Annotated in this window: 18 protein-coding genes; 7 read left to right on the top strand and 11 right to left on the bottom strand. The window is 67.5% G+C overall.

Going from position 1 to position 21,478, the window contains the following annotated elements:
* Positions 1 to 66: 66 nt before the first annotated feature.
* Positions 67 to 1,053, bottom strand: a complete 987-nt coding sequence (gene pcaQ / locus CFB50_RS24610; protein WP_069251370.1) for a pca operon transcription factor PcaQ — start codon at positions 1,051 to 1,053, stop codon at positions 67 to 69.
* Between the two features lie 91 nt (positions 1,054 to 1,144).
* A complete protein-coding gene (locus CFB50_RS24605) occupies positions 1,145 to 1,882 on the bottom strand; it encodes a helix-turn-helix domain-containing protein (protein ID WP_069251369.1) in 738 nt (245 codons plus the stop codon).
* A gap of 120 nt (positions 1,883 to 2,002) precedes the next feature.
* Here CFB50_RS24605 and CFB50_RS24600 point away from each other — a divergent pair, with 120 nt between their 5' ends.
* From CFB50_RS24600 to pcaG, 3 genes are all read left to right on the top strand, one after another.
* Entirely contained in the window at positions 2,003 to 2,578 is a 576-nt protein-coding gene (locus tag CFB50_RS24600; protein ID WP_069252908.1) for a YiiX/YebB-like N1pC/P60 family cysteine hydrolase, read from the top strand.
* Positions 2,579 to 2,852: 274 nt separating this feature from the next.
* Positions 2,853 to 3,560 (top strand): protocatechuate 3,4-dioxygenase subunit beta, encoded by a 708-nt coding sequence (gene pcaH, locus CFB50_RS24595; protein WP_006489685.1) that lies wholly within the window; start codon positions 2,853 to 2,855, stop codon positions 3,558 to 3,560.
* A gap of 3 nt (positions 3,561 to 3,563) precedes the next feature.
* Positions 3,564 to 4,157: a protocatechuate 3,4-dioxygenase subunit alpha gene (pcaG, locus tag CFB50_RS24590; RefSeq protein ID WP_069251368.1), complete on the top strand. Its 594-nt coding sequence runs from the start codon at positions 3,564 to 3,566 to the stop codon at positions 4,155 to 4,157.
* A 446-nt stretch (positions 4,158 to 4,603) separates the two neighbouring features.
* On the opposite strand, the gene CFB50_RS24585 is transcribed toward pcaG, so the two are convergent.
* Positions 4,604 to 5,383, bottom strand: a complete 780-nt coding sequence (locus CFB50_RS24585) for an AraC family transcriptional regulator (RefSeq protein ID WP_046547608.1) — start codon at positions 5,381 to 5,383, stop codon at positions 4,604 to 4,606.
* Between the two features lie 142 nt (positions 5,384 to 5,525).
* On the opposite strand from CFB50_RS24585, the gene CFB50_RS24580 reads away from it, so the two are divergent.
* Positions 5,526 to 6,305: an alpha/beta fold hydrolase gene (locus tag CFB50_RS24580; protein ID WP_069251367.1), complete on the top strand. Its 780-nt coding sequence runs from the start codon at positions 5,526 to 5,528 to the stop codon at positions 6,303 to 6,305.
* Positions 6,306 to 6,343: 38 nt separating this feature from the next.
* On the opposite strand, the gene CFB50_RS24575 is transcribed toward CFB50_RS24580, so the two are convergent.
* The 8 genes from CFB50_RS24575 to CFB50_RS24540 all read right to left on the bottom strand — a co-directional run bounded on the left by CFB50_RS24575 (position 6,344) and on the right by CFB50_RS24540 (position 15,688).
* Complete coding sequence (locus CFB50_RS24575; protein ID WP_069251366.1) at positions 6,344 to 7,171, bottom strand: M55 family metallopeptidase; 828 nt, start codon at positions 7,169 to 7,171, stop codon at positions 6,344 to 6,346.
* Entirely contained in the window at positions 7,168 to 8,250 is a 1,083-nt protein-coding gene (locus CFB50_RS24570) for a DmpA family aminopeptidase (RefSeq protein WP_069251365.1), read from the bottom strand. The genes CFB50_RS24575 and CFB50_RS24570 overlap by 4 nt, the downstream gene beginning before the upstream one ends.
* Positions 8,250 to 9,143 carry a glutathione ABC transporter permease GsiD gene (gene gsiD / locus CFB50_RS24565; protein ID WP_069251364.1) on the bottom strand — a complete coding sequence of 298 codons (894 nt, stop codon included), beginning with the start codon at positions 9,141 to 9,143 and terminating at the stop codon, positions 8,250 to 8,252. Before gsiD ends, CFB50_RS24570 begins: the two co-directional genes overlap by 1 nt.
* Positions 9,144 to 9,150: 7 nt before the next feature.
* Positions 9,151 to 10,071 carry a glutathione ABC transporter permease GsiC gene (gene gsiC, locus CFB50_RS24560; protein WP_069251363.1) on the bottom strand — a complete coding sequence of 307 codons (921 nt, stop codon included), beginning with the start codon at positions 10,069 to 10,071 and terminating at the stop codon, positions 9,151 to 9,153.
* 79 nt (positions 10,072 to 10,150) lie between these two features.
* A complete protein-coding gene (gsiB, locus tag CFB50_RS24555) occupies positions 10,151 to 11,713 on the bottom strand; it encodes a glutathione ABC transporter substrate-binding protein GsiB (protein ID WP_089447484.1) in 1,563 nt (520 codons plus the stop codon).
* 95 nt (positions 11,714 to 11,808) lie between these two features.
* The gene (locus CFB50_RS24550) at positions 11,809 to 13,716 is read right to left on the bottom strand and encodes a dipeptide ABC transporter ATP-binding protein (RefSeq protein ID WP_069251361.1); all 1,908 of its coding nucleotides are present in this window, start codon (positions 13,714 to 13,716) and stop codon (positions 11,809 to 11,811) included.
* Positions 13,717 to 13,745: 29 nt separating this feature from the next.
* Entirely contained in the window at positions 13,746 to 14,747 is a 1,002-nt protein-coding gene (locus CFB50_RS24545; RefSeq protein ID WP_069251360.1) for an isoaspartyl peptidase/L-asparaginase family protein, read from the bottom strand.
* Entirely contained in the window at positions 14,744 to 15,688 is a 945-nt protein-coding gene (locus CFB50_RS24540; protein WP_069251359.1) for a MurR/RpiR family transcriptional regulator, read from the bottom strand. The genes CFB50_RS24545 and CFB50_RS24540 overlap by 4 nt, the downstream gene beginning before the upstream one ends.
* 472 nt (positions 15,689 to 16,160) lie before the next feature.
* Between CFB50_RS24540 and CFB50_RS24535 the strand changes: the two genes are divergently transcribed.
* From CFB50_RS24535 to CFB50_RS24525, 3 genes are all read left to right on the top strand, one after another.
* The gene (locus tag CFB50_RS24535) at positions 16,161 to 17,432 is read left to right on the top strand and encodes an MFS transporter (RefSeq protein ID WP_069251358.1); all 1,272 of its coding nucleotides are present in this window, start codon (positions 16,161 to 16,163) and stop codon (positions 17,430 to 17,432) included.
* 27 nt (positions 17,433 to 17,459) lie between these two features.
* Complete coding sequence (locus CFB50_RS24530) at positions 17,460 to 19,880, top strand: glycoside hydrolase family 31 protein (RefSeq protein ID WP_069251357.1); 2,421 nt, start codon at positions 17,460 to 17,462, stop codon at positions 19,878 to 19,880.
* A 111-nt stretch (positions 19,881 to 19,991) separates the two neighbouring features.
* The gene (locus CFB50_RS24525) at positions 19,992 to 21,179 is read left to right on the top strand and encodes a porin (protein WP_069251356.1); all 1,188 of its coding nucleotides are present in this window, start codon (positions 19,992 to 19,994) and stop codon (positions 21,177 to 21,179) included.
* Positions 21,180 to 21,478 lie beyond the last annotated feature (299 nt).

Raw genomic sequence — 21,478 nt, 5'->3', positions numbered from 1 at the left:
ACCACGAGGCCGGCTACTGACCGGATGGCCAGTCCGGCAGCCGGGAACGGGGGGCGGCCCGGCGGCTCAATCGTCGCGACGAGCCGGCTTGCGCGCCGCGCGTGACGTCCCGCGTTCACGCGTCTCGCCGAACCGCGACCGCGCGATGTCGCGCACGGCGTCGATCAGCGTCCGCGCGACCGGCGACGGCTGCGCATCGGTGCGCAGCACCAGCCCGACCGGCTCGTCGGTGCCTGCCGACGGCAGCGGCAGGCGTGCCAGCGCCCCGGCCGACAGGTCATATTCGGCCGCATAGAGCGGCACGAACCAGACCGCGTCGTTCTCGAGCGCCAGCGCACGTGCGACCGATACCGACAACACCTCGATGAACGAATCCAGCGGCGGCACGCCGCAAGCGCCGAGCAGTTGCTCCGCCGACTGGCGGATCAGCGTGCCGAATGGCGGCAGCACGACCGGATAGCGCGCAAGCTCGGCCGCCGGCGCCGCATTCGAGAGCAGCGGATGTCCGGCGCGCACGACGGCGACGAGCGGCTCGTTGTACAACTGCTCGAACGCGAGCCCGATCATCCGCTCCGGCTCCGACAGCCGCCCGATCGCGCACTCGATCGCGCCGGACTTCAGGCGCTCGAGCAGATCGGCGTTCGCGGCCGTCGCGATCCGCACGACGACGCGCGGCCAGCGCTCGGCGAGCGCCTTCATCAGCGCGGGCGCGAGCGATGCCGCGACGGTCGGCAGCATGCCGATTTCCAGCGTCGCCGCGGCGGCACCGCCTTCGCGCGCAAGCAGCCCGACACCTTGCCGCAGCGCCAGCACGCACGCGTTCGCGTGCGGCATGAACAGTTGCGCCTCGCGGGTCGGCTGCGCGCCCTGCCGGCCGCGCTCGAACAGCTTCACGCCGAGGATCGCCTCCAGCTCGGCGATCGTCTTCGAAACCGCCGGCTGCGTGATCGACAGGCTTTCGGCCGCCTTCTGCACGCCGCCCAGCTGGGCGACCGCGAGAAAGCACTGCAGATGCCGGAACTTGACGCGGCCGTCGGCGATACGGTTATTCATAACGGGTGGTTATGCAATTGACGATGAAATGCCATTTTGCATAACTTTCCGGATAACCCCAAGCGCTCGACGATGCGTCACGCGTCGCGCGTCACGCGTTGCGCCGCAGTGCCTGGAAACCGGCCGGCTCCCACATCCGCTTCGCGATCAGCAGGCTGGTGCCGTGTTTCTGCGCGAGCGGTGCGGACGACGATTCCGCGTGCAGCGCGGCTGCCTTGCTGCGCAGCCGGCGCAATTCCAGTTCGAGCTCGGCGGAGGCAGCCTCCGTCAGCATCCCTTGCGAGAACGTCATCGTCTCGCCTTCCCCGTCGAAGCGGCTGTCGAGGAAATCGCCGAGCGCGTGTGCATGGAAATAACGGCGGATCGGCCCGCCGGGCAGCCAGTCGAAATCGCGCGCGACGCGCACGCGAATCCGGTCGCCCGGCAACAGCGCGACGACGTTCATCCGGTCGAGCATCAGCAGGTATTTCACGCACTCGGCCTTCGTCACCTGATAGGCCGACACGATGTCCTGCACGGTCCAGTAGTTGATCGCGCAGACGGCGACGAGCAGCAGCTTGTCGTCGGACACGAGCAGCGCCTCCTGCTGCTCGGTCAGCACGTGCAGCCTCGGCGCCGACGCGGACGCCTCCTGCACGAGCTCGGCCAGCGTATAGCCGAGCAGCTGAGCGATCTCCACGACGCGCTCCAGCGTGAAGCGGCCGCTGGCGAACAGCCGCTTCACGCTGGTCTCGGAAACGTCGAGCGCACGCGCGACGTCGCGGTAAGTCATGCCCTGCGCCTTCAGCTGGCGCTTCAGCATGTCGATGAGTTGGGCGGTTTCGGTCATTTTGGTATCGAAAAATGATGCTCAAGGTCAGATATTAGGCTACCTGCGCACGCAGAAGAACACATTCGGATACTTGTCTGCATAATCCGCTCCGTGCTGTCACTGAACGACGGAGCCGACATGACCACCCGAACCGAAACCGCTGCCTACGAATCGCATCACACCGCCCCGCGCGATGCCCGCGACACCGATCGCACGATGCCGCTCGCCACGGTCCGCACGCTGGCCGCCAGCGCGCACGTCGGGGATCTCGTGTTCATCCGCGTGCCGGCGAATGCGCCGTGCGACGCGGCAGGCGCGACGGGCTCGACGGGTGCGTGGGCCAATCGCTTCGGCATCGTCGTCGACACGTCGGGCGACGAGCCCGTGATCGCCGAATCCGCGTTTGCGTGGACGAAGCTCACGCCGCTGTCGCGCTTCGTCTCCCGGACCGACGGCGGACGCATCGCGCTGGCCCGTCGCGTCGCGGCGCCGACCGCCGATGCGCAGCGCCAGGTGCACGCAACCGCCGAACAACGGATCGACGCACTGCTCGGCAACCGCTTCAACCTGCGGACGCGGCGCGGGTTCTGCGCGAGCTACGTGAGCGACGTGCTCGGTGCCGACCGGGATGCGACGCCGGCCGCACTGCTGCGCAGCGGCACGCTGTCACTCGAATTCGACGGGATCGTGTTCGATCCCGCCCGCCAGTCATAACAGGCGCTCAGGGAGACCGGATAACAACAAGAACGACAACACAAAAAAGCGGCGACGGGCTGGCTGGAGGGCCGTGCACGGGGTCGTCACCGACGACGCGAAGCCCGATCGCTTTTTTCCGCCGGACAGGCATCCTGTCCGGCGGAATTTTCATGGATGCGTCGAACATAACGAACGGTTATGCGATTCGCGAAAAAAGGTCATTTTGCATAACTTTCCGGATTGGCTACAGTCGTGCCATCCACTTCGCGAAATACCTATCAGGAGACGCCCGATGGATTCCCCCACGATCCTCACGCCGCGCGACTGGCCGTCGCATCCGGCCTATGTCCACCCCGAGTACCGTTCGTCCGTGAAGCGCGGCCCGACGCGCCCGCTGATCCCGCTGAAGGAGAAGCTCCGCGACCAGTACGCGCCCGTCTACGGCGCCGAAGATCTCGGTGCGCTCGACCATGACCTGACGAAGAACGCCGTGAAGAACGGCGAGCCGCTCGGCGAACGCATGGTCGTCACGGGTCGCGTGCTCGACGAAGGCGGCAAGCCCGTGCGCAACACGCTCGTCGAGGTGTGGCAGGCGAACGCAGCCGGCCGCTACGTGCACAAGGTCGACCAGCACGACGCGCCGCTCGACCCGAACTTCCTCGGCGCCGGCCGTTGCCTGACCGACGACGAAGGCCGCTACCGCTTCCTGACGATCAAGCCCGGCGCATACCCGTGGGGCAACCATCCGAACGCGTGGCGCCCCAATCACATCCACTTCTCGCTGTTCGGCGATTACTTCGGCTCGCGTCTCGTCACGCAGATGTACTTCCCCGGCGACCCGCTGCTCGCGTACGACCCAATCTTCCAGGGCACACCCGAGGCCGCGCGCGATCGCCTGATCTCGCGCTTCTCGATGGACATCACCGAAGAAGGCTATGCGCTCGGCTACGAATTCGACATCGTGCTGCGCGGCCGCGACGCTACCCCGATGGAGCGCTGAACCATGACGACGCTGAAGCAAACCCCTTCGCAGACGGTCGGCCCGTACTTCGCGTACGGCCTGTGCCCGCAGCAATACGACTACGACCTGAAGAGCCTGTTCACGCCGACGATCGCCGCGGCACACGCCGAAGGCGAGCACGTGCTGCTGGTCGGCCAGGTGTTCGACGGTGACGGCAACGTCGTCGGCGACGCGGTGCTCGAATTCACGCAGGTGGACAGCGCGGGCCGCTACCCCGCGTCGCGCGACGACATCGCGAAATCCGGCTTCACGGGCTTCGCGCGGGTCGGCACCGGCACCGATGCACAGCAGCGCTTCGTCGTCGAGACGGTGAAGCCGGGCCGCATCGCCGCCGGCGAAGCGCCGCACATCAACGTGACCGTGATGATGCGCGGGATCCTCACCCATGCATTCACACGCGTGTACTTCGACGACGAAGCGGCCGCGAATGCAACCGACCCCGTGCTGAACGCCGTGCCGGCCGAACGCCGCGCGACGCTCGTCGCAAAACGCGACGCGCAGCCGGGCCGCCCGGTCGTCTACCGTTTCGACATCCGCATGCAGGGGCCGGACGAAACCGTGTTCTTCGACGTGTGACGCGCGGGCCGGCGCACGCCGGCTTCGCTCGCTACCGCACCGCCGCGTGGCGCGATACCAACAGGCATCGCGCCACGCGGCGTTTTTATCCTCCGTCGCGATCATTAGATGTTGCAATGCAGCATTACATGTCGCGAGTGTCGATGGCCTTGTGACGGGCCTTCAGCCCCGGTATCGAATGTGCGATTGAAACGCATGCTGCGACCGCACACAAGTCGTCAGTCCGGCAGGATATCGTTTGCGCGTTATGCGGCGTATTCTTCGTTATCCGCAACGAGTCAACGAGATTGAATCGCAAAAGGCAACAATTACGCATGTAATGCGCGACACCGCCCGGCAGGCTGTGCGCGCATTTTTTCTGACCGAGTGCCTTGAAACGCGTCTGACCGAAGTTGGCAGGCGCGTATTTTTTTGCGCGGTTGCCGGCGTGCGCCGATTCCTTCCGGTCAGCGCCGAATCTCCAGATACCGGCTCGGTGTATCGCCCAGAATGCGGCGAAATGCCGACGTGAACGCGCTTGCGCTCGCATATCCGAGATCGAGCGCGACCCGCGTCACCGGCTGCCCGTCGCTCAGGCGCGCGATCGCCGCGAGCATGCACACCTGCTGGCGCCATACGGCAAAACTCACGCCCGTCTGCGCACGGAACTGCCGCGTGAACGTGCGGCGGCTCAAGCCCGCGTCCGCGGCCACCTGGTCGAGATCGGCCGCGATCGACGGCGATGCGAGCAGGTGCCGGCACACCTTCGCCAGCCGTGCGTCGGCCGGTAGCGGCGCATGCAGCGACAGGCGCGGCATCGTCGCGATTTCCGCGACCAGCAGCGCCATCAGCTTGCCCGCGCGCCCGTCGACGTCATACAGGGCCGGCAGGTCGATCGCATCGTCGATCAGTTGCCGCAGCAGCGCCGATACGCCATACACACCGCACTGCTCGGGCAGCCCCGCCTCCTGCGCCGCGTCGCCGGACACGAACGTGTTGAGCATCGTGACCGGCCCGGTCATCGTCATTTCGTGCCGCACGCCGGCCGGCACCCAGCACGCGCGCTGCGGCGGCACCAGCCAGCGCCCGTGCGGCGTCGACACGCTGATCGTGCCGCGCGACGCGAACGCGAATTGCCCGCGCCCGTGCGCGTGTTCCGGAAACGTCGTGCCCGCCGCATAGTCGTTCGCGGTCACGACCACGCTTCGCGGAATGTTTTCGTAGGGATCTAGCAGCGTATTTCTCACGGCCCGAATTCCATCATCAATGACCCGATATCGAAGGCGGGTCTCCTTCGCGCGATCTACGATCCGCTCCACCCTTGCTCGACCTGACGGCCGCAAGACCCGTCGGCCTGATCGGCCGGATTACCACTGCATCGGAGCGGACATGCCGAATACGTTTCATCGCGTGGGGGACGGCCCCCACCCTGTTCTTGTACTGCCCGGCTGGTTCGGCGACGCCCACGCGTTCGAACCCGTCGAAGCGTGGCTGTCGCGTGAACACTTCAGCTATGTATTCATGGACTGCCGAGGTTACAGCCGCATGCGCGACGCAGCGGGCCACTACACGATCGACGAGATCGCCGCCGACGCGCTCGCGCTGGCCGACGCGCTCGATTTCGCGACCTTCAGCGTCGTCGGCCATTCGATGGGTGCGATGGCGGCCGAGAAAGTCGCCGTCATGGCGCCCGAACGCGTGCGCGCGCTGGTACCGGTCACGCCCGTGCCTTGCGGCGGCCTGCCGTTCGACGCGGAGAAGCGTGCGCTATTCGAGCGCGCCGCCGACCACGTCGCCGATCGCCGGACCATCATCGATCGCAGCACCGGCGGCCGGCTGCCCGCCGCCTGGGTCGAGTGGAAAGCGGCGTATTCGGCAGCCCGTTCTTCGTCGCCTGCGTTCGGCGCGTACTTCCGCGCGTGGGCCGATACGGATTTCGGCGACGAGATCGCCGGCATCCATCCGGTGAAAGTGCTGATCGGCGAGCACGATCCGGCGTTCGACGCGGCACTGATGGCCCGCACCTACCTGCGGCGTTATCCGCTCGCCACCGTCGACGTGCTGCGCAATGCGGGCCACTACCCGATGAACGAGACGCCGCTCGCGCTGGTCGCGGCGATGGAAGCGTTCCTGCTCGCCGTGACGGCGAACCCGGTCGGCAACCCCTGACGACGCGCGACGTGCAAGCGGCATGGCGGTCACGCGCATCACCGCAGCATGAACGACATCGCCGACAAGCTGTTCAGCGTGCGCACCACATGCTCGACCGAGGGCCCGTCGAAGCGCAGTGTCACCGCATCGACGCGCTCCAGAGACGGCAGCACGCAGAACAGGTCGGCCAGCGCCGCCGTCTGCACGCGCAGCGTGCACGCGGCCGGCGCGGGCCGATGGGCGCCGGCGCGCACGCCGGCCGACAGAGCGTGCGCAACCGCTTCGCGCGCAGCCGCTGCGATCCGCGCACATGACGCGGCGGGCGTGAGCGTATCGCCGCTCGATGCGCCGCCGGCCGTCTTGACCGTCTCGAAATGCGCATCCGGAAACAGCGGCTGCGTTTCCTCCGCGAACACGTCATCGCCCGTGGCCAGCGCGACGTGCGCGCCGTATTCGCGTGCCAGCGCGCCGTACAGCCCGGCTTCGCCGAGTTCGACGCCGTTCAGCCATACCTGCGTGAACGCAAAGCTGTTGATCGTGTGCGCGAGTACGCCGCGCGTTTGCGATTTCGCGTGATAGCCGATCATGAACACGAGATCGGGCCGCTGTTCGAGGCCCGTCATCAATCCGAGCGTGCGCGGCTTGCCGAGCACGACCCGCGCACGCGCATCGAGCCCGTCGGGCAGCAGGTTGCGGAAACCGCCGTGCGAATCGTTGACCCACACCGCCTGCGCGCCGCCCATGAACGCGCCTTCGATCGCCGCGTTCGCCTCGGCGGTCATCCAGCGGCGCGCACGCTCGTATTCCGGATTGCCGGCGCGCGTCTGCTCGGTGGCGAATACGCCGGCGACACCTTCGATGTCGGTCGAAATCAGGATCTTCATGACTGGGTAAGACGTCCTTCGTGGCCTTCGTTGAACAGGCGATCGAGATCGGGCACCGCATCGCGCAGCGATTGCCGCACGTGGCCGTCGCGCCCGGCCACCGTCACGGCCTGCAACAGCGCGTCGGCGATCGCATGCTCGACGCTTTCGGCCGCGGCCATGAACAGCGGATCGAGCGCCGCATCGGCGACGAGGGCCGGCAGCGCGAGAGTCGATGCGTCGTGCGCGATCGTGTAGGCGGTGGAGAATGCGAGCGCGATGTCGCCGCTGCCGTGCCCGTAGACCGAGCCCGTGCGGGCCAGCCCCGCCCCGGCGCGGCGCGCGAGCCGTGACAGTTGCCGCGCATCGAGCGGCGCGTCGGTAGCCAGCAACAGGATGATCGATCCTTGCTCGGGCGCCGCCGCATGTGCGGCCCCGGCCGCACGCCGTTGCGCGACGATGCGCCCGAGCGGCACGCCGCCGAGCGTCAGCATCGGCAGCCGGCCGAAATTCGCGAGCACGAGCGCGCCGACCGTATAGGGCCGACCGGCCGCGACAGCGACGCGCGATGCCGAACCAATCCCGCCCTTCAGGTCGAAGCTCGCCATCCCGCGCCCGGCACCCACCGCGCCGCGTGCGACGTCACGCGATGCCGCGCGGCACGCGTCGTCGTAATGCGCGGCCGTGACCGCGAACGCCTGGATGTCGTTCAGATAGCCGTCGTTGCACTCGAACACGAGCGGGTTGACGGTCGACCAGTCGCGGCCGATCTGCGGATTCGCCGCGATCGCCGCGCGAATCTGCGCCTGCGCGACCGCGCCGACGCCGAACGTATTGGTCAGCGCGATCGGCGTCTCGAGCGTGCCGAGTTCGTCGACCTGCACGAGCCCGACACTCTTGCCGAAGCCGTTGATCACCGCCGCCCCCGCCGGTACCTTGCTGCGGTACACGTCGCCCGGATGCGGCTTCACGACGGTCACGCCCGTCTGCACGCTGCCGGCATCGAGCGTGCAATGGCCGACCGTCACGCCCGGCACGTCGGCGATCGTGCCGCGCGGCCCGGCCGGCAGCGTCGCCGTCCACATCGGTGCATGGCGCATCAGCGGCGCTCCAGCTTCGGATCGAGCGCGTCGCGCAGCCCGTCGCCGAGCAGGTTGAACGCGAGCACGGTCAGGAAGATCGCCAGGCTCGGGAAGATCGCGATGTGCGGCGCCGTCACCATGTCCGCGCGCGCCTCGTTGAGCATTGCGCCCCACTCCGGCGTCGGCGGCTGCGCGCCGAGCCCGAGGAACGACAGGCTGGCGGCCGTGATGATCGACGTGCCGATCCGCATCGTGAAGTAGACGACGACCGACGACACGGTGCCCGGCAGGATGTGCCGCATGATGATCGTCCAGTCCGACGCGCCGATGCTGCGCGCGGCTTCCACGTATGTCATGTGCTTGAGCATCAGCGTGTTGCCGCGCACGAGCCGCGCGAACGCCGGGATGCTGAAGATCGCGACCGCGCAGATCACGTTGACCATCCCGTTGCCGAGGATCGCGACCACGCCGATCGCGAGCAGGATGCCCGGGAACGCGAACAGCACGTCGGCGATACGCATCGTGATGCGATCCCACCAGCCTTCGTAGTAGCCGGCGAGCAGCCCGAAGAACGTGCCGACCACCGCGCCGAGCGCGACCGAGAAGAAGCCGGCCGCGAGCGAGATGCGCGTACCCGTGATGATCCGGCTGAAGATGTCGCGGCCGAGCGAATCGACGCCGAACCAGTGCACGGCCGACGGCCCCGCGTTCAGCGCGTCGTAGTCGAAATAGTTCTCCGGATCGAACGGCACGATGTGCGGGCCGACGAACGCCAGCACGACGAGCGCCAGCACGAAGCCGCCCGCGACGAGCGCGACGGTCTGCTTGCGGAACTTGCGCCAGAATTCGCGCCACGGCGTGCGGATCGCGGTCGATGCGGCCGGTGCCGCGGGCTGGACTGTCGCGTTCATGCGCGCCTCACTTGAACCGGATGGTCGGGTTGATGACCGCATACAGCACGTCGACGGTCAGGTTGATCAGGATGAACTCGAGCGAAAACAGCAACACGATCGCCTGGATCACCGGGTAGTCGCGCATCGTCACCGCGTCGACGAGCAGGCGGCCGAGCCCCGGCCAGTTGAACACGACCTCGACGACGATCGAGCCGCCGAGCAGGAAGCCGAACTGCAGCCCCATCATCGTGACGACCGGGATCATCGCGTTGCGCAGGCAGTGCTTGAGCACCACCATCGGCTCGTGCACGCCTTTCGCACGCGCGGTGCGCACGAAATCCTCGTTCAGCACCTCGACGAACGACGCGCGGGTGAAGCGCGCCATCACGGCCGCGACCGCGGCGCCGAGCGTCAGCGACGGCAGCACGTAGCTCTTCCACGAACCGTCCGGCACGACCGGCAGCCAGCCGAGCTTCACCGAGAAGACTTCCATCAGCAGCATGCCGAGCGCGAACGCGGGAAACGAGATGCCCGACACCGCGAGCGTCATGCCGAGGCGGTCGGGCCAACGGTTGCGCCACACCGCCGACGCGATGCCGATCGCCATCCCGAAGGCCGTCGCCCACACCATGCTGACGAGCGTCAGCATCAGCGTCGGCATGAAGCGTTCGCCGATCTCGGTCGAGACCAGCCGCTTGCTGCGCGTCGACATGCCGAAATCGCCGTGCGCGATCTTCGTGAAGAAGTTCACGAACTGCGCGGGCAGCGGCCGGTCGAGCCCGAGATCGGAACGCACGAGCGCGATCGTCGCATCGTCGGCTTCGGGGCCGGCCGCGAGCCGCGCCGGGTCGCCCGGCAGCAGGTGGACGAACAGGAACACCAGCACCGCGACGATCGCGAGCGTGGGCAGCAGGCCGAACAGGCGTTTGACGAGAAAATTCAGCATGGGGCACCGATCGAATCAGCGTGCCGGCGGCTTGCGCCGCCGGCACCGCATGGCGGACGAACCGCCGTCATCACCACTGTCATTTCAGCGAGATTTCGTCGAAGTTGAACGAACCGTCCGGCATCACGTATGCACCCTGCAGCCGCTTGCTGCGCGCATACACGATCTTCTCCTGCACGAGGAAGATCCACGGTGCATCGGTCCAGATCTGCTTCTGCGCATCGGCGTAGAGGTCGGTCTTCTTCGCGCGATCGACCGTCTCGAGCGCCTTCGTCAGATCGCCGTCGACCGTGTCGTTCTTGTAGTACGCGGTGTTGACGAGCTTCGGCGGCGCCGACGCACCGGCGAGCAGCGGCGTGATCGCCCAGTTCGCTTCGCCGGTCGACGACGACCAGCCGATGTAGTACATCCGCACCGGCGCCTTCGCCGGATCCGGCGCGCTCTCGACCTTCGCGACGCGCTCGCCGGCCTCCAGCGCCTGCACCTGCACCTTCACGCCGACCTGCGCGAGCTGCTGCTGCACGAACTGGATCGCCTTCTGCGACGTCGAGTTGTTATACGCGGACCACAGCGTCGTCTCGAAGCCGTTCGGATAGCCGGCCTCCTTCAGCAGCGCGCGCGCCTTCGCCGGGTCGTACGGCCACGGGCCCAGCTTCGTCGCGTATTCGACACCCTGCGGCACCACGCCGGTGGACGGCGTCGCGAAGCCGGAGAACGCGACCTTCGCGAGCGCTTCCTTGTTCACCGCGTAGTTCAGCGCCTGTCGCACCTTCGGGTTGTCGAACGGCTTCTGCAGCATGTTCAGCGACACGTAGCGCTGCACGATCGACGGCCGCTCCACGATGTCGACCTTCGGGTTGCCCTTCAGGTCGACCGCCTGCTCGAACGGGATGCGGAACGCGAAATCGGCTTCGCCGGTCTTGATCAGCGCTGCACGCGTGTTGTTGTCGACCACCGGCTTCCAGTCGATCGCGTCGATCTTCGGATAGCCCTTCTTCCAGTAGCCGGCGAACTTCTTCACCTTCAGGTCGTCGGTCTGCTTCCATTCGACGAACTCGAACGGGCCGGTGCCGACCGGATGCAGCGCGATGTCGCGGCCCCACTTCTTCAGCGCGGCCGGCGAGATCATCACGGCCGACGGGTGCGCGAGCGTGTTGATCAGCGCGGAGAACGGCTCGCGCAGCGTGATCTTCACCGTGTACGGATCGACCACTTCGGTCTTCTCGATCACGCGGAACATGTTGTAGCGCTTCAGGTGGTTCGCGGGATCGGTCACGCGGTCGAAGTTCGCCTTCACGGCCGCTGCGTTGAAATCGGTGCCGTCATGGAACTTCACGCCCTGGCGCAGCTTGATCGTGTACGTCTTCGCATCGGGGCTCGCGTCGTAGCTGGTCGCCAGCACGTTGACGAGCTTCATGTCCTTGTCGAAGCCGAACAGCCCCTGGTAGAACGACTTGACGACGGCCTGCGACACCGTGTCGTTCGCGTCGTACGGGTCCATCGTCGTGAACGTCGAATCCACCGCCATCACCGCGGTCTGCTGCGCGAACGCGGGCACCGCGGCCGACAGCGCGAACGCGCCGGCAAGCGCGACGAAACACGCGCGCGGACGAAACATCGGGAACGGATGCTGCTTGGTCATTTTGCTGGGCTCCTATCGGTGAATCGGTGACGCCTCACGGGCGTTTCGGTTTCGACTTCCTGCACGCTCGCGCATCGCCATGGCGATGCATTGCTTCAGTACGCGCCGCCGACGCGATGCGTCGCGACGTAATGATCGGGGCCGACCGCGACGAGCGGCGCGACGGCGGGCTCGTCGCCGACCGCGCGGATCGGGCTCGGGATTTCGTCCGCCGCCAGCTGGCGCGGCGCATGCCTGCGTGCCGGATCGGCCACCGGTACCGCGCTCATCAGCTTCTTCGTGTACGGGTGCTGCGGCGCCTCGAACACCGCGCGGCGCGGGCCGATCTCGACGATCTGGCCGAGATACATCACCGCGACGCGATGGCTGATGCGCTCGACCACCGCCATGTCGTGCGAGATGAACAGGTACGCGACGCCGAGCTCGCGCTGCAGGTCGAGCATCAGGTTGACGATCTGCGCCTGCACCGACACGTCGAGCGCCGACACCGATTCGTCGGCAATCACGACCTTCGGGTTCAGCGCGAGCGCGCGCGCGATCGCGATCCGCTGGCGCTGGCCGCCCGAGAATTCATGCGGATAGCGGCGCGCGGCCTCGGGCGGCAGGCCGACCTTGTCGAGCAGCCAGTCGACGCGCGCCTGCGCTTCGCGGCCGCTCGCGACGCCGTGCACGAGCAGCGGCTCCATGATCGAGAAGCCGACGGTCAGACGCGGGTTCAGCGACGCGAACGGATCCTGGAAGATGAACTGGATGTTCCGGCGCAGCGCCTGCAGGTCCGGGCCCTTCAGCGCACTGATGTCGCGGCCGTCGAACTCGATCGAGCCGCTCTGCGATTCGACGAGGCGCAGCAGCGAGCGGCCGGTGGTCGACTTGCCGCAGCCCGATTCGCCGACCAGCGCGAGCGTCTCGCCCGCGCGCAGTTCGAAGCTCACCCGTTCCACCGCATGCACGTATTGCGACACGCGGCCGAACACGCCGCTCTTCACCGGGAAGCGCGTCACGAGATCGCGCACGCGCAGGATCGGCGACGCGGACGGATCGACGGGCCGCTGCGCGGCGTCGTTCGCCGCGGGTGCGGGCGACGCCGCCGGTGCTGCCGCGTTTGCGCCGTCAACCTTCAGTAGCGGGAATTTCTCGGGCGCATCGGTGCCCTGCATCGAGCCGAGTTTCGGCACGGCCGCGAGCAACGCGCGCGTGTAGCGATGCTCAGGCGCCGCGAAGATGCGATCCGATTCGCCCTCCTCGACCTTCTCGCCGCGATACATCACGAGCACGCGGTCGGCCACTTCGGCCACCACGCCCATGTCGTGCGTGATGAAGATCACGCCCATGTTCATTTCGTCCTGCAGCCCGCGCACCAGCTGCAGGATCTGCGCCTGGATCGTCACGTCGAGCGCGGTCGTCGGCTCGTCCGCGATCAGCAGCGACGGCCGGCACGACAGCGCCATCGCGATCATCACCCGCTGCCGCATCCCGCCCGACAACTGGTGCGGATAGCGCGCGAACACGCGGCGCGCCTCCGGGATGCGCACGAGTTCGAGCAGCCGCAGGGTTTCCGCGCGCGCTTCCGACAGGCTTTTCGACTGATGCAGCGCGATCGCCTCGCTGATCTGGTCGCCGACGGTGAACACCGGGTTCAGCGACGTCATCGGCTCCTGGAAGATCATCGCGATATCCGCGCCGCGAATGCCGCGCATCGTCGCGCCGCTGGCCTGCGCAAGATCGACAATCGCGCCGCCGCGCCGGCGGAACGCGATCCGGCCGTTCGTGATCGCGCCGCCGCCGTGCTCGACGAGCCGCATCAGCGCGAGCGACGTGACCGACTTGCCCGAGCCCGATTCGCCGACGATCGCGAGCGTCTCGCCGCGGTCGACGTGAAACGACACGTTGCGCACCGCGTCGAACGTCGCGCCTTCGCGGCGGAACGTGACCGACAGGTCGTCGACGGCCACCACGCGCTGCTCGGGCAGCACCAGGCCGGACGGGTTACGGCTCGAAGTCATCGTGGGTCTCCTCCTCGTGCGGTCCGGAATCAGGCCGTGTCGTCGTCGCGATAGATGCCGACCACCGGCGCTTCACCGACGCGCGCATAGCCGCGGTACATCCCTTCGGTGTTGAACGGCATCGCGACGTTGCCCTGCGCATCGACCGCGATGATCCCGCCGCGGCCCGCGAGTCGCGGCAGCTTGTTCATCACGACGTCGTGCGCGGCGTCGGCGAGCGATGCGCCGCGATACGCGATCTGCGCGGCGACGTCATGCGCGGTCGCGAGCCGGATGAACATCTCGCCGGTGCCCGTCGACGACACCGCGCACGTTGCGTCATCCGCGTAGCAGCCCGCGCCGATGATCGGCGAATCGCCGACACGCCCCGGCTGCTTGTTCGTGATGCCGCCCGTCGACGTCGCCGCCGCGATGTGGCCGTGCTGGTCGCATGCGACCGCGCCGACCGTGCCGTGCTTGCGGTCCGGATCGAGCGGTTCGGCCGGCTGCTGCCGCGACGGTGATGCACCGAACGTGAACGTCGCCGCGTCGTGGTCGAGCATGACGCCCGCCGCTGCGCGCGCCTTGACCCACTGCGCGCGACGCGCCTCGGTGTCGAAGTAGCCCGGTTCCGCGAGTTCGAGCCCCTGCGCGGCCGCGAACGCATCGGCGCCCTCACCGGCGAACAGTACGTGCTCGCTGGCTTCCATCACGCGCCGGGCGGCCAGCACCGGATTGCGCACGCGCGTCGCGCAGCAGATCGCGCCGGCGCCGAGCGTCGCGCCATCCATCACCGCCGCGTCGAGTTCGTGCTTGCCTTCGGCCGTATAGACGGCGCCGCGCCCGGCGTTGAACAGCGGACAATCCTCGAGCAATCGCACCGCGACGGTGACGGCGTCGAGCGCGCTGCCGCCATCGGCCAGCACCTGCTGCGCGGCCGCCAGGATGGCGGTCAGTTCGGCACGGTACTGACGTTCGGTGTCGGAATCCATCGCCTCGCGCAGGATCGTGCCTGCGCCGCCGTGAATCGCAACGATCGCGGGTGAAGTCATGTTTTTTTCGGACGGTGAGTAGAAGGGTTGGCGGCCGGTAGCATCGCTTGCGGCTGGACGAGCCACGGCAGCAGGAATTCGGTCATCTCGGCCGCGGATTTCGCGGACCGGTGCGTGCGCAGCGCGACCGCGTCGATCAGCGCCTCGATCATCGCGAGCACGGCCGCTTCCGACGTCGCCGCGAAGCGCCGCTCGGCCTTGACGTACAGGTTCAGCGATGCGATCGGCGCAAGCGGCGATTGCGGGCCGTCGGAGATACCCAGTACGCGTGCACCGCGCGCCGCCGCGCGACGGGCGAGTTCGATCGTGTCCTTCACGTAGCGCGGAAACGCGAGCGCGATCACGAGATCGCGCGAGTCGGCCGTATACAGCCGTCGCGCCGCGTGCGACGGGCCGCCGAGCAACGCGAGCGACTGCACGTTGTCATGGCAGACGGACAGCCCGTGCTCCATCAACCCGGTCAGAAACGCGCTCGATCCCGCACCGAGGATCAGCACGCGCCGCGCGCCGACGATCGCCTCGACTGCGGCCTCGACATCGGCTGCGTCCAGTTGCGCACGCGTGTTCTCGATGTTCGCGACGGCCTGGTCGAATACCGCGTCGATCCACGCGGCACCGCGTACGCCGGGCTCCTGCTCCTGCGCGGAACGCAGCCGCTCGACCGGCCCGAGCGTCGCCTCGAAGCCACGCACGAGCGCCGCGCGCATCGCCGGATAGCCGTCGAAACCGAGCGCCTTCGCGAAGCGGTTCGCGGTCGCGATCGACGCGTTCACGGCCTGCGCGAGTTCGTCGATGCGCATCGTCGCCGCGCGGAACGGATTCGCGAGCACGAATTCGCCCATGCGGCGGTGGATCGGCGTCATCAACGGCATCGCCGACGCGATCCGCTCGGCGATCGCGGGTTCGTCGTAACTGGCGTCGTGCGGAACGAGAGGCGTCATGCGAAGGGTTGTTGCAAGGATGATGAAAATGAATTTACACAACTCCCGTCTCGAAAAGAAATAAATTTTCATCAGGGTTGTCACGCTCCGTCCCGCGCCTTTCGATCACCCGACGCTCGCACAGCCCCGCCGCACGGGCCTTCGGCGCGTGATCGCCGTGCGGCGCGACGCACGCCGCGGGGCTCCGCTCATCGGGAAAACCCCGAGCAAGTTCGTTCGAATGCATTTTCACGTTGACCGGATTCGAATTCGAACATAGGATGTTCGAAAATGATCAGTCGTCAGATAACATGCGGCTCCACCGACGACGAAATGTTCGCTTGAACGCCACGATTCCGATGCAATCCGGGAAAAATAGCGCCCATCAAGATCGGACATCGTACAAATAAAGCGAAAACAGGCCATCCCGAACGGATGGTCGTCATGGGTCGGACCGGCGCCACACGCCGGCCCTGCCCGACAGGAGACAGCAGTGAAGACAGTCAAGGCGTTGCGCTGGTGGATCATCGTGCTCGTATGTCTGGGCACGATCCTCAACTACCTCGCACGGAATTCCCTCGCGGTGCTCGCCCCCGAGCTGAAGCAGGTCTTTTCGATCTCGACGCAGCAGTATTCGTACATCGTCGGCGCGTTCCAGATCGGTTACACGATCATGCAGCCCGTGTGCGGCTTCGTCGTCGACCTGATCGGGCTGCGGCTCGGGTTCGCGCTGTTCGCGATGCTGTGGTCGGTGGTCGGCGTCGCGCACGGCTTCGCGTCGGGCTGGCTGTCGCTCGGCATCTTGCGCGGCTTTCTCGGCCTGTTCGAAGCCGCCGCGATTCCGTCGGGGATGAAGGCGGTTGCCGAATGGTTTCCCGATCGCGAGAAATCCGTCGCGGTCGGCTATTTCAACGCGGGCACGTCGCTCGGCGCCGCGATCGCACCGCCGCTCGTCGTGTTCCTGTCGATGCGGTTCGGCTGGCAGGCCGCGTTCATGGCCACCGGCGCGCTCGGCTTCGTGTGGGCCGCGCTCTGGTACGCGCAGTACCGGTCGCCGGCCGACCATCCGCGCATCACGCCGCAGGAGCGCGCGCTGATCCGCGACGGCCAGGCGACGATGCCGCCCGTGTCGAAGCGTCGTATTCGCGACGTCGTCACCGCGCGGCGCTTCTGGGCCATCGCGCTGCCGCGCTTCTTCGCCGAACCCGCGTGGCAGACCTTCAGCTTCTGGATTCCGCTGTATCTCGCGACCGAGCGCCACATGGAACTCAAGCAGATCGCGATCTTCGCGTGGATGCCGTTTCTCGCGGCCGACCTCGGCGGCATCGCGGGCGGCTACCTGTCGCCGTATCTCGCGAAGCGGTTCGAGCTGCCGCTCGTATGGTCGCGTGTCGCGGGCATCGCGCTCGGCGCGGTGCTGATGCTCGGGCCCGCGATGATCGGGCTCGTCGCGTCGCCGTACACGGCCATCGCGCTGTTCTGCGTCGGCGGCTTCGCGCACCAGATGATCTCCGCGCTCGTCAACACGCTGTCGGCCGACGTGTTCGATCCCGAGGAAGTCGGCACCGCGAGCGGCTTCGCCGGGATGGCCGCGTGGATCGGCGGGCTCGGTTTCTCGCTGCTGGTCGGCGCGCTCGCCGACAAGATCGGCTATGCGCCGCTGTTCGCGTGCCTCGGCCTGTTCGACATCATCGGCGTCACGCTGCTCGCGGTGCTGATCCGCGGGCAGTCGAAGCAGGAACGCCTGCTCGCCCGGCACGCCTGACCTTCGCCCTTACCAGGAATCGCATTCATGACTTCGCTTCTTCATCCGCCCGTGTTCCGCGTCGCCGGCCAGCACGCGAACCGTGTGCTGCTCGCGTCCGAGGCGGGCGCAACCGTCGAGATCTTCGTGCTCGAGGACGACATCGTGCGGGTGCGTGTGCTGCCCGATGCGACGGCACGCAACCCGCGCACGTGGTCGATCGCGCCGGGCCTCGACGACGTGCCGCTCGACGGGCGCGACCGCCTCGATCTCGACGGCTTCGCGCTACCCGCCTATACGCTCGACGAAGACGACGATGCCGTGTGCATCGAGACCGCGCAGATTCGCGTCGCGGTCCGCCGGCAAGGCGGCCATTGCACGTGGTCGATGCGCGGCGCGGACGGCACGTGGCGCGTCGCACTCGCCGACCGTGCGACGCAGGCGTACAACTTCGGCTGGTGGGACGATCGCGCGTATCACTACGTCGCCCGCGAGCGCGGCGACAAGGTGTTCGGCCTCGGCGAACGCGCGGGCGAGCTCGACCGCACCGGCGCGCGCTTCGAGATGCGCAACATCGACGCGATGGGCTACAGCGCGAAGCACACCGACCCGCTGTACAAGCACATTCCGTTCTACATCACGTGGTCGCCCGCTGCCTGCCAGGGGTTCGGGCTGTTCTACGACACGCTGTCGGACTGCGCGTTCGACATGGGCCGCGAGCTCGACAACTATCACGGCCCGTACCGCTATTTCGTCGCCGAGCATGGCGATCTCGACTACTACTTCATCGCGTCGCCCGACACGCCGCTCGCGGCCGCGCGGCGCTTCACGTGGCTCACCGGGCGCCCCGCGCGCACGCCGAAATGGGGGCTCGGCTATTCGGGCTCGACGATGAGCTACACCGATGCGCCGGACGCGCAGCAGCAGATGAACCAGTTCGTCGAGCAATGCGACACGCACGACATCCTGTGCGATTCGTTCCACCTGTCGTCGGGCTATACGTCGATCGGTGCGAAGCGCTACGTGTTCAACTGGAACCGCGACAAGTTTCCGGATGCGAAGGGCTTCGTGAAGCATTACCGCGACCACGGCATCCGCCTGTGCGCGAACATCAAGCCGTGCCTGCTGCGCGACCATCCCGCATTCGAAGACGCCGCCACGCGCGGGCTGCTGATCCGCTCGGCATCCGGCGAGCCGGCATGGGTGCAGTTCTGGGACGAGGTCGGCGCGTATCTCGACTTCACGCAGCCCGACGCGTACCGCTGGTGGCGCGAGCAGGTCACGTCGGCGCTGCTCGAATACGGGATCGAGTCGACCTGGAACGACAACAACGAGTACGAGATCTGGTCGCCCGACGCGATCGCGCACGGCTTCGGCCAGCCGTTTCCCGCGCGCGAGGCGAAGGTGCTGCAGACGATGCTGATGATGCGCGCGTCGCGCGACGCGCAGCGCGCGCATGCGCCGGCGCAGCGGCCGTTCCTCGTCTCGCGCTCCGGCGGCGCCGGCATGCAGCGCTACGTGCAGACCTGGTCCGGCGACAACTATACGTCGTGGGAAACCCTGCGCTACAACCTGAAGATGGGCCTCGGGCTCGCACTGTCGGGCGTGTCGAACATCGGTCACGACATCGGCGGCTTCTCCGGGCCCGCGCCGTCGCCGGAACTGCTGCTGCGCTGGGTGCAGTTCGGCATCTTCATGCCGCGCTTCAGCATCCACTCGTGGAACGACGACGGCACCGTCAACGAACCGTGGATGTATCCGGAGATCACCGCGCAGATCGCGTCGCTGATCAAGCAGCGCTACCGGCTGCTGCCCTACCTCTATCACCTGCTGTGGCTGTCGACGACGCGCTACGAGCCCGTGCTGCGGCCGACCTTCGCCGATTTCCCCGGCGATGCGCGCTGCTACGACGAATGTGACGACATGATGCTCGGCGACGCGCTGCTCGTCGCGCCGGTCGTCGATCCCGGCCTGACGGCGCGCACCGTCTACCTGCCGTCGGGCGCGCGCTGGATGTGCTGCACGAGCGCGCAAGCGTTCGACGGCGGCGCGAGCGTGACGCTGCCCGCGCCGCTCGACTCGCCGGTGATGCTGCTGCGCGAGGGCCGCGTGCTGCCGCTGAACGTCGCGGAACAGCATTTCGGCGCGCGTGCCGACACGCGCGGCTTCCTCGTCGCGCCGCGCATCGAGGACGGCGTCGCCTACGGCGAATGTGTCGAGGACGACGGTGAGACGGAAGCATGGCGCGACGGCGAATACGGGCTGTGGCGCATCGAGACCGGCCGCGAAGCGTCGGGTACGCTCGGCGTATCGGTGCGCTGGGACGGCCGTCCGGCACGCCCGGCCGACCGCGTCGAGATCCTGTTGCCCGCGTCGCTGCAAGGCCCGGTCGCCGTACGCGGCGCGCACGTCGAGCAGGATGCGCAGGATGGCGCATGGCGCCGCCTCGTCGTCGCATTCGACAGCTGAACCGCGTCACCCACGCAAGACGGGCCGTTCACGCGGCCCGCCGCCCGCCACAGAGGAGGCGACCGAGCCTCCCGCCCACCTTGAAAAGATGAAGAGATCTGGAGATCGTCAATGAAAGCACCCGTCAATCGCTATGCAATCCTGATTTTATCGGCCGCGTCGCTCGGCACGACCGCCGCCCACTCGCAGAGCAGCGTGACGCTGTACGGCGTCGTCGACGATTCGCTCGCGTACGTGAACAACCAGCAGGGCCACTCGAACGTCTACATGCGCGACGGCAACCTGTATGCGTCGAAGTTCGGGCTGCGCGGCGACGAGGATCTCGGCGGCGGCACGCATGCGATCTTCGACCTGCAGTCCGGCTTCAACCTGAACAACGGCGCGCAATCCGCTGCCGGCCTGATCTTCAATCGCCAGGCGTTCGTCGGCCTGCGCAACGATCACTACGGCACGATGACGGCCGGCCGCCAGTACACGCCGTACTTCCTGTTCGTCGGCCCGTACGCGTCGAGCAGTTGGCTGACCGGCGCGACGGGCGCGCATCCGGGCGACATCGACGGCCTCGACACGACGATCCGCGTGAACAATTCGGTTACCTATACGTCGCCGACCTTCGCCGGGCTGACCGCGAGCGCGATGTATGCATTCGGCGGCATTGCCGGCGCGACCGGCAAGGGCAACACGTTCAGCGCCGCGCTGCGTTATGCGAACGGGCCGATCGGCATCGCGGCCGGCTACCTGCGCATCAACAGCTCGGGCTCGTCGGCCGGTTTCCTGAATCCGGCGACCGCCGCGTCGGGCAGCTTCGCGGTATCCGTGCTGAACCAGGGCTACCTGACCGCGAAGGCCGTCGAGCAGGTCGCGGCGGCAGGCAACTACACGCTCGGCGACCTGACGATGGGTCTCAACTACTCGAACGTGAAGTACCTGCCCGGCAACGGCTCCGCGTTCACGGATACAGCCGTGTTCAACACCTACGGCGCGCTCGCCGCGTACCGCTTCACGCCGGCGTTCTCGGTGGCCGGCGCGTTCGCGTACACGCTCGCGTCGAAGGCGAACGGCATCAACCGTGCGGCCCGCTACCAGCAGGTTTCGCTGAAGGAGTCGTACAGCCTGTCGAAGCGCACGACGCTCTATGCGCTGCAGGCGTACACGCATTCGAGCGGACAGACGCTCGGTGCGCAAGGTGCCGGCCACGTGATCGACGCGGCACCGATCGTCGGCGATTCGCAGCAGCTCACGCCGTCGACGACGCACGGCCAGTTCGTCGGCATGGCCGGGATCGCCGTCACGTTCTGAACCCGCGCGGCAGCGCCTTCGGCGCGCTGCCCCTGCCCCGGGCGACACGCATTTCGCGCATTCCACGCGTGCTGTCCGGGCGCCCGGCACACGGCCGCCGCGGCATTTTCAGCAGCTCGTCCGCCCTCCGTGCGAACCGCGCGGGTTTTCTCGATCCCCCTGATACCTTACAATTCGTCAGGTTTTCCCTTCTGCATGCCCCCTTCTTGCAGTCCTGACACAGCGGTACACTCGACGCACGCCGTATCAGGGTCCGACGCGCGACACGCGCGCCGGGCGGCGTCGCGCCTCGTTGCGCC

It is taken from the genome of Burkholderia sp. AU33423, assembly GCF_002223135.1.
Classification (GTDB): domain Bacteria; phylum Pseudomonadota; class Gammaproteobacteria; order Burkholderiales; family Burkholderiaceae; genus Burkholderia; species Burkholderia lata_D.
The sequence above is the reverse complement of the archived record's forward strand: the minus strand, read 5'-3'. Positions and strand labels throughout refer to the sequence as shown.

Excerpts from the sequence above, each read along its gene's own strand:
- pcaQ (WP_069251370.1), bottom strand. The coding sequence starts at position 1,053 with ATGAATAACCGTATCGCCGACGGCCGCGTCAAGTTCCGGCATCTGCAG.
- CFB50_RS24605 (WP_069251369.1), bottom strand. The coding sequence starts at position 1,882 with ATGACCGAAACCGCCCAACTCATCGACATGCTGAAGCGCCAGCTGAAG.
- CFB50_RS24600 (WP_069252908.1), top strand. The coding sequence starts at position 2,003 with ATGACCACCCGAACCGAAACCGCTGCCTACGAATCGCATCACACCGCC.
- pcaH (WP_006489685.1), top strand. The coding sequence starts at position 2,853 with ATGGATTCCCCCACGATCCTCACGCCGCGCGACTGGCCGTCGCATCCG.
- pcaG (WP_069251368.1), top strand. The coding sequence starts at position 3,564 with ATGACGACGCTGAAGCAAACCCCTTCGCAGACGGTCGGCCCGTACTTC.
- CFB50_RS24580 (WP_069251367.1), top strand. The coding sequence starts at position 5,526 with ATGCCGAATACGTTTCATCGCGTGGGGGACGGCCCCCACCCTGTTCTT.
- CFB50_RS24575 (WP_069251366.1), bottom strand. The coding sequence starts at position 7,171 with ATGAAGATCCTGATTTCGACCGACATCGAAGGTGTCGCCGGCGTATTC.
- CFB50_RS24570 (WP_069251365.1), bottom strand. The coding sequence starts at position 8,250 with ATGCGCCATGCACCGATGTGGACGGCGACGCTGCCGGCCGGGCCGCGC.
- gsiD (WP_069251364.1), bottom strand. The coding sequence starts at position 9,143 with ATGAACGCGACAGTCCAGCCCGCGGCACCGGCCGCATCGACCGCGATC.
- gsiC (WP_069251363.1), bottom strand. The coding sequence starts at position 10,071 with ATGCTGAATTTTCTCGTCAAACGCCTGTTCGGCCTGCTGCCCACGCTC.
- gsiB (WP_089447484.1), bottom strand. The coding sequence starts at position 11,713 with ATGACCAAGCAGCATCCGTTCCCGATGTTTCGTCCGCGCGCGTGTTTC.
- CFB50_RS24550 (WP_069251361.1), bottom strand. The coding sequence starts at position 13,716 with ATGACTTCGAGCCGTAACCCGTCCGGCCTGGTGCTGCCCGAGCAGCGC.
- CFB50_RS24545 (WP_069251360.1), bottom strand. The coding sequence starts at position 14,747 with ATGACTTCACCCGCGATCGTTGCGATTCACGGCGGCGCAGGCACGATC.
- CFB50_RS24540 (WP_069251359.1), bottom strand. The coding sequence starts at position 15,688 with ATGACGCCTCTCGTTCCGCACGACGCCAGTTACGACGAACCCGCGATC.
- CFB50_RS24530 (WP_069251357.1), top strand. The coding sequence starts at position 17,460 with ATGACTTCGCTTCTTCATCCGCCCGTGTTCCGCGTCGCCGGCCAGCAC.
- CFB50_RS24525 (WP_069251356.1), top strand. The coding sequence starts at position 19,992 with ATGAAAGCACCCGTCAATCGCTATGCAATCCTGATTTTATCGGCCGCG.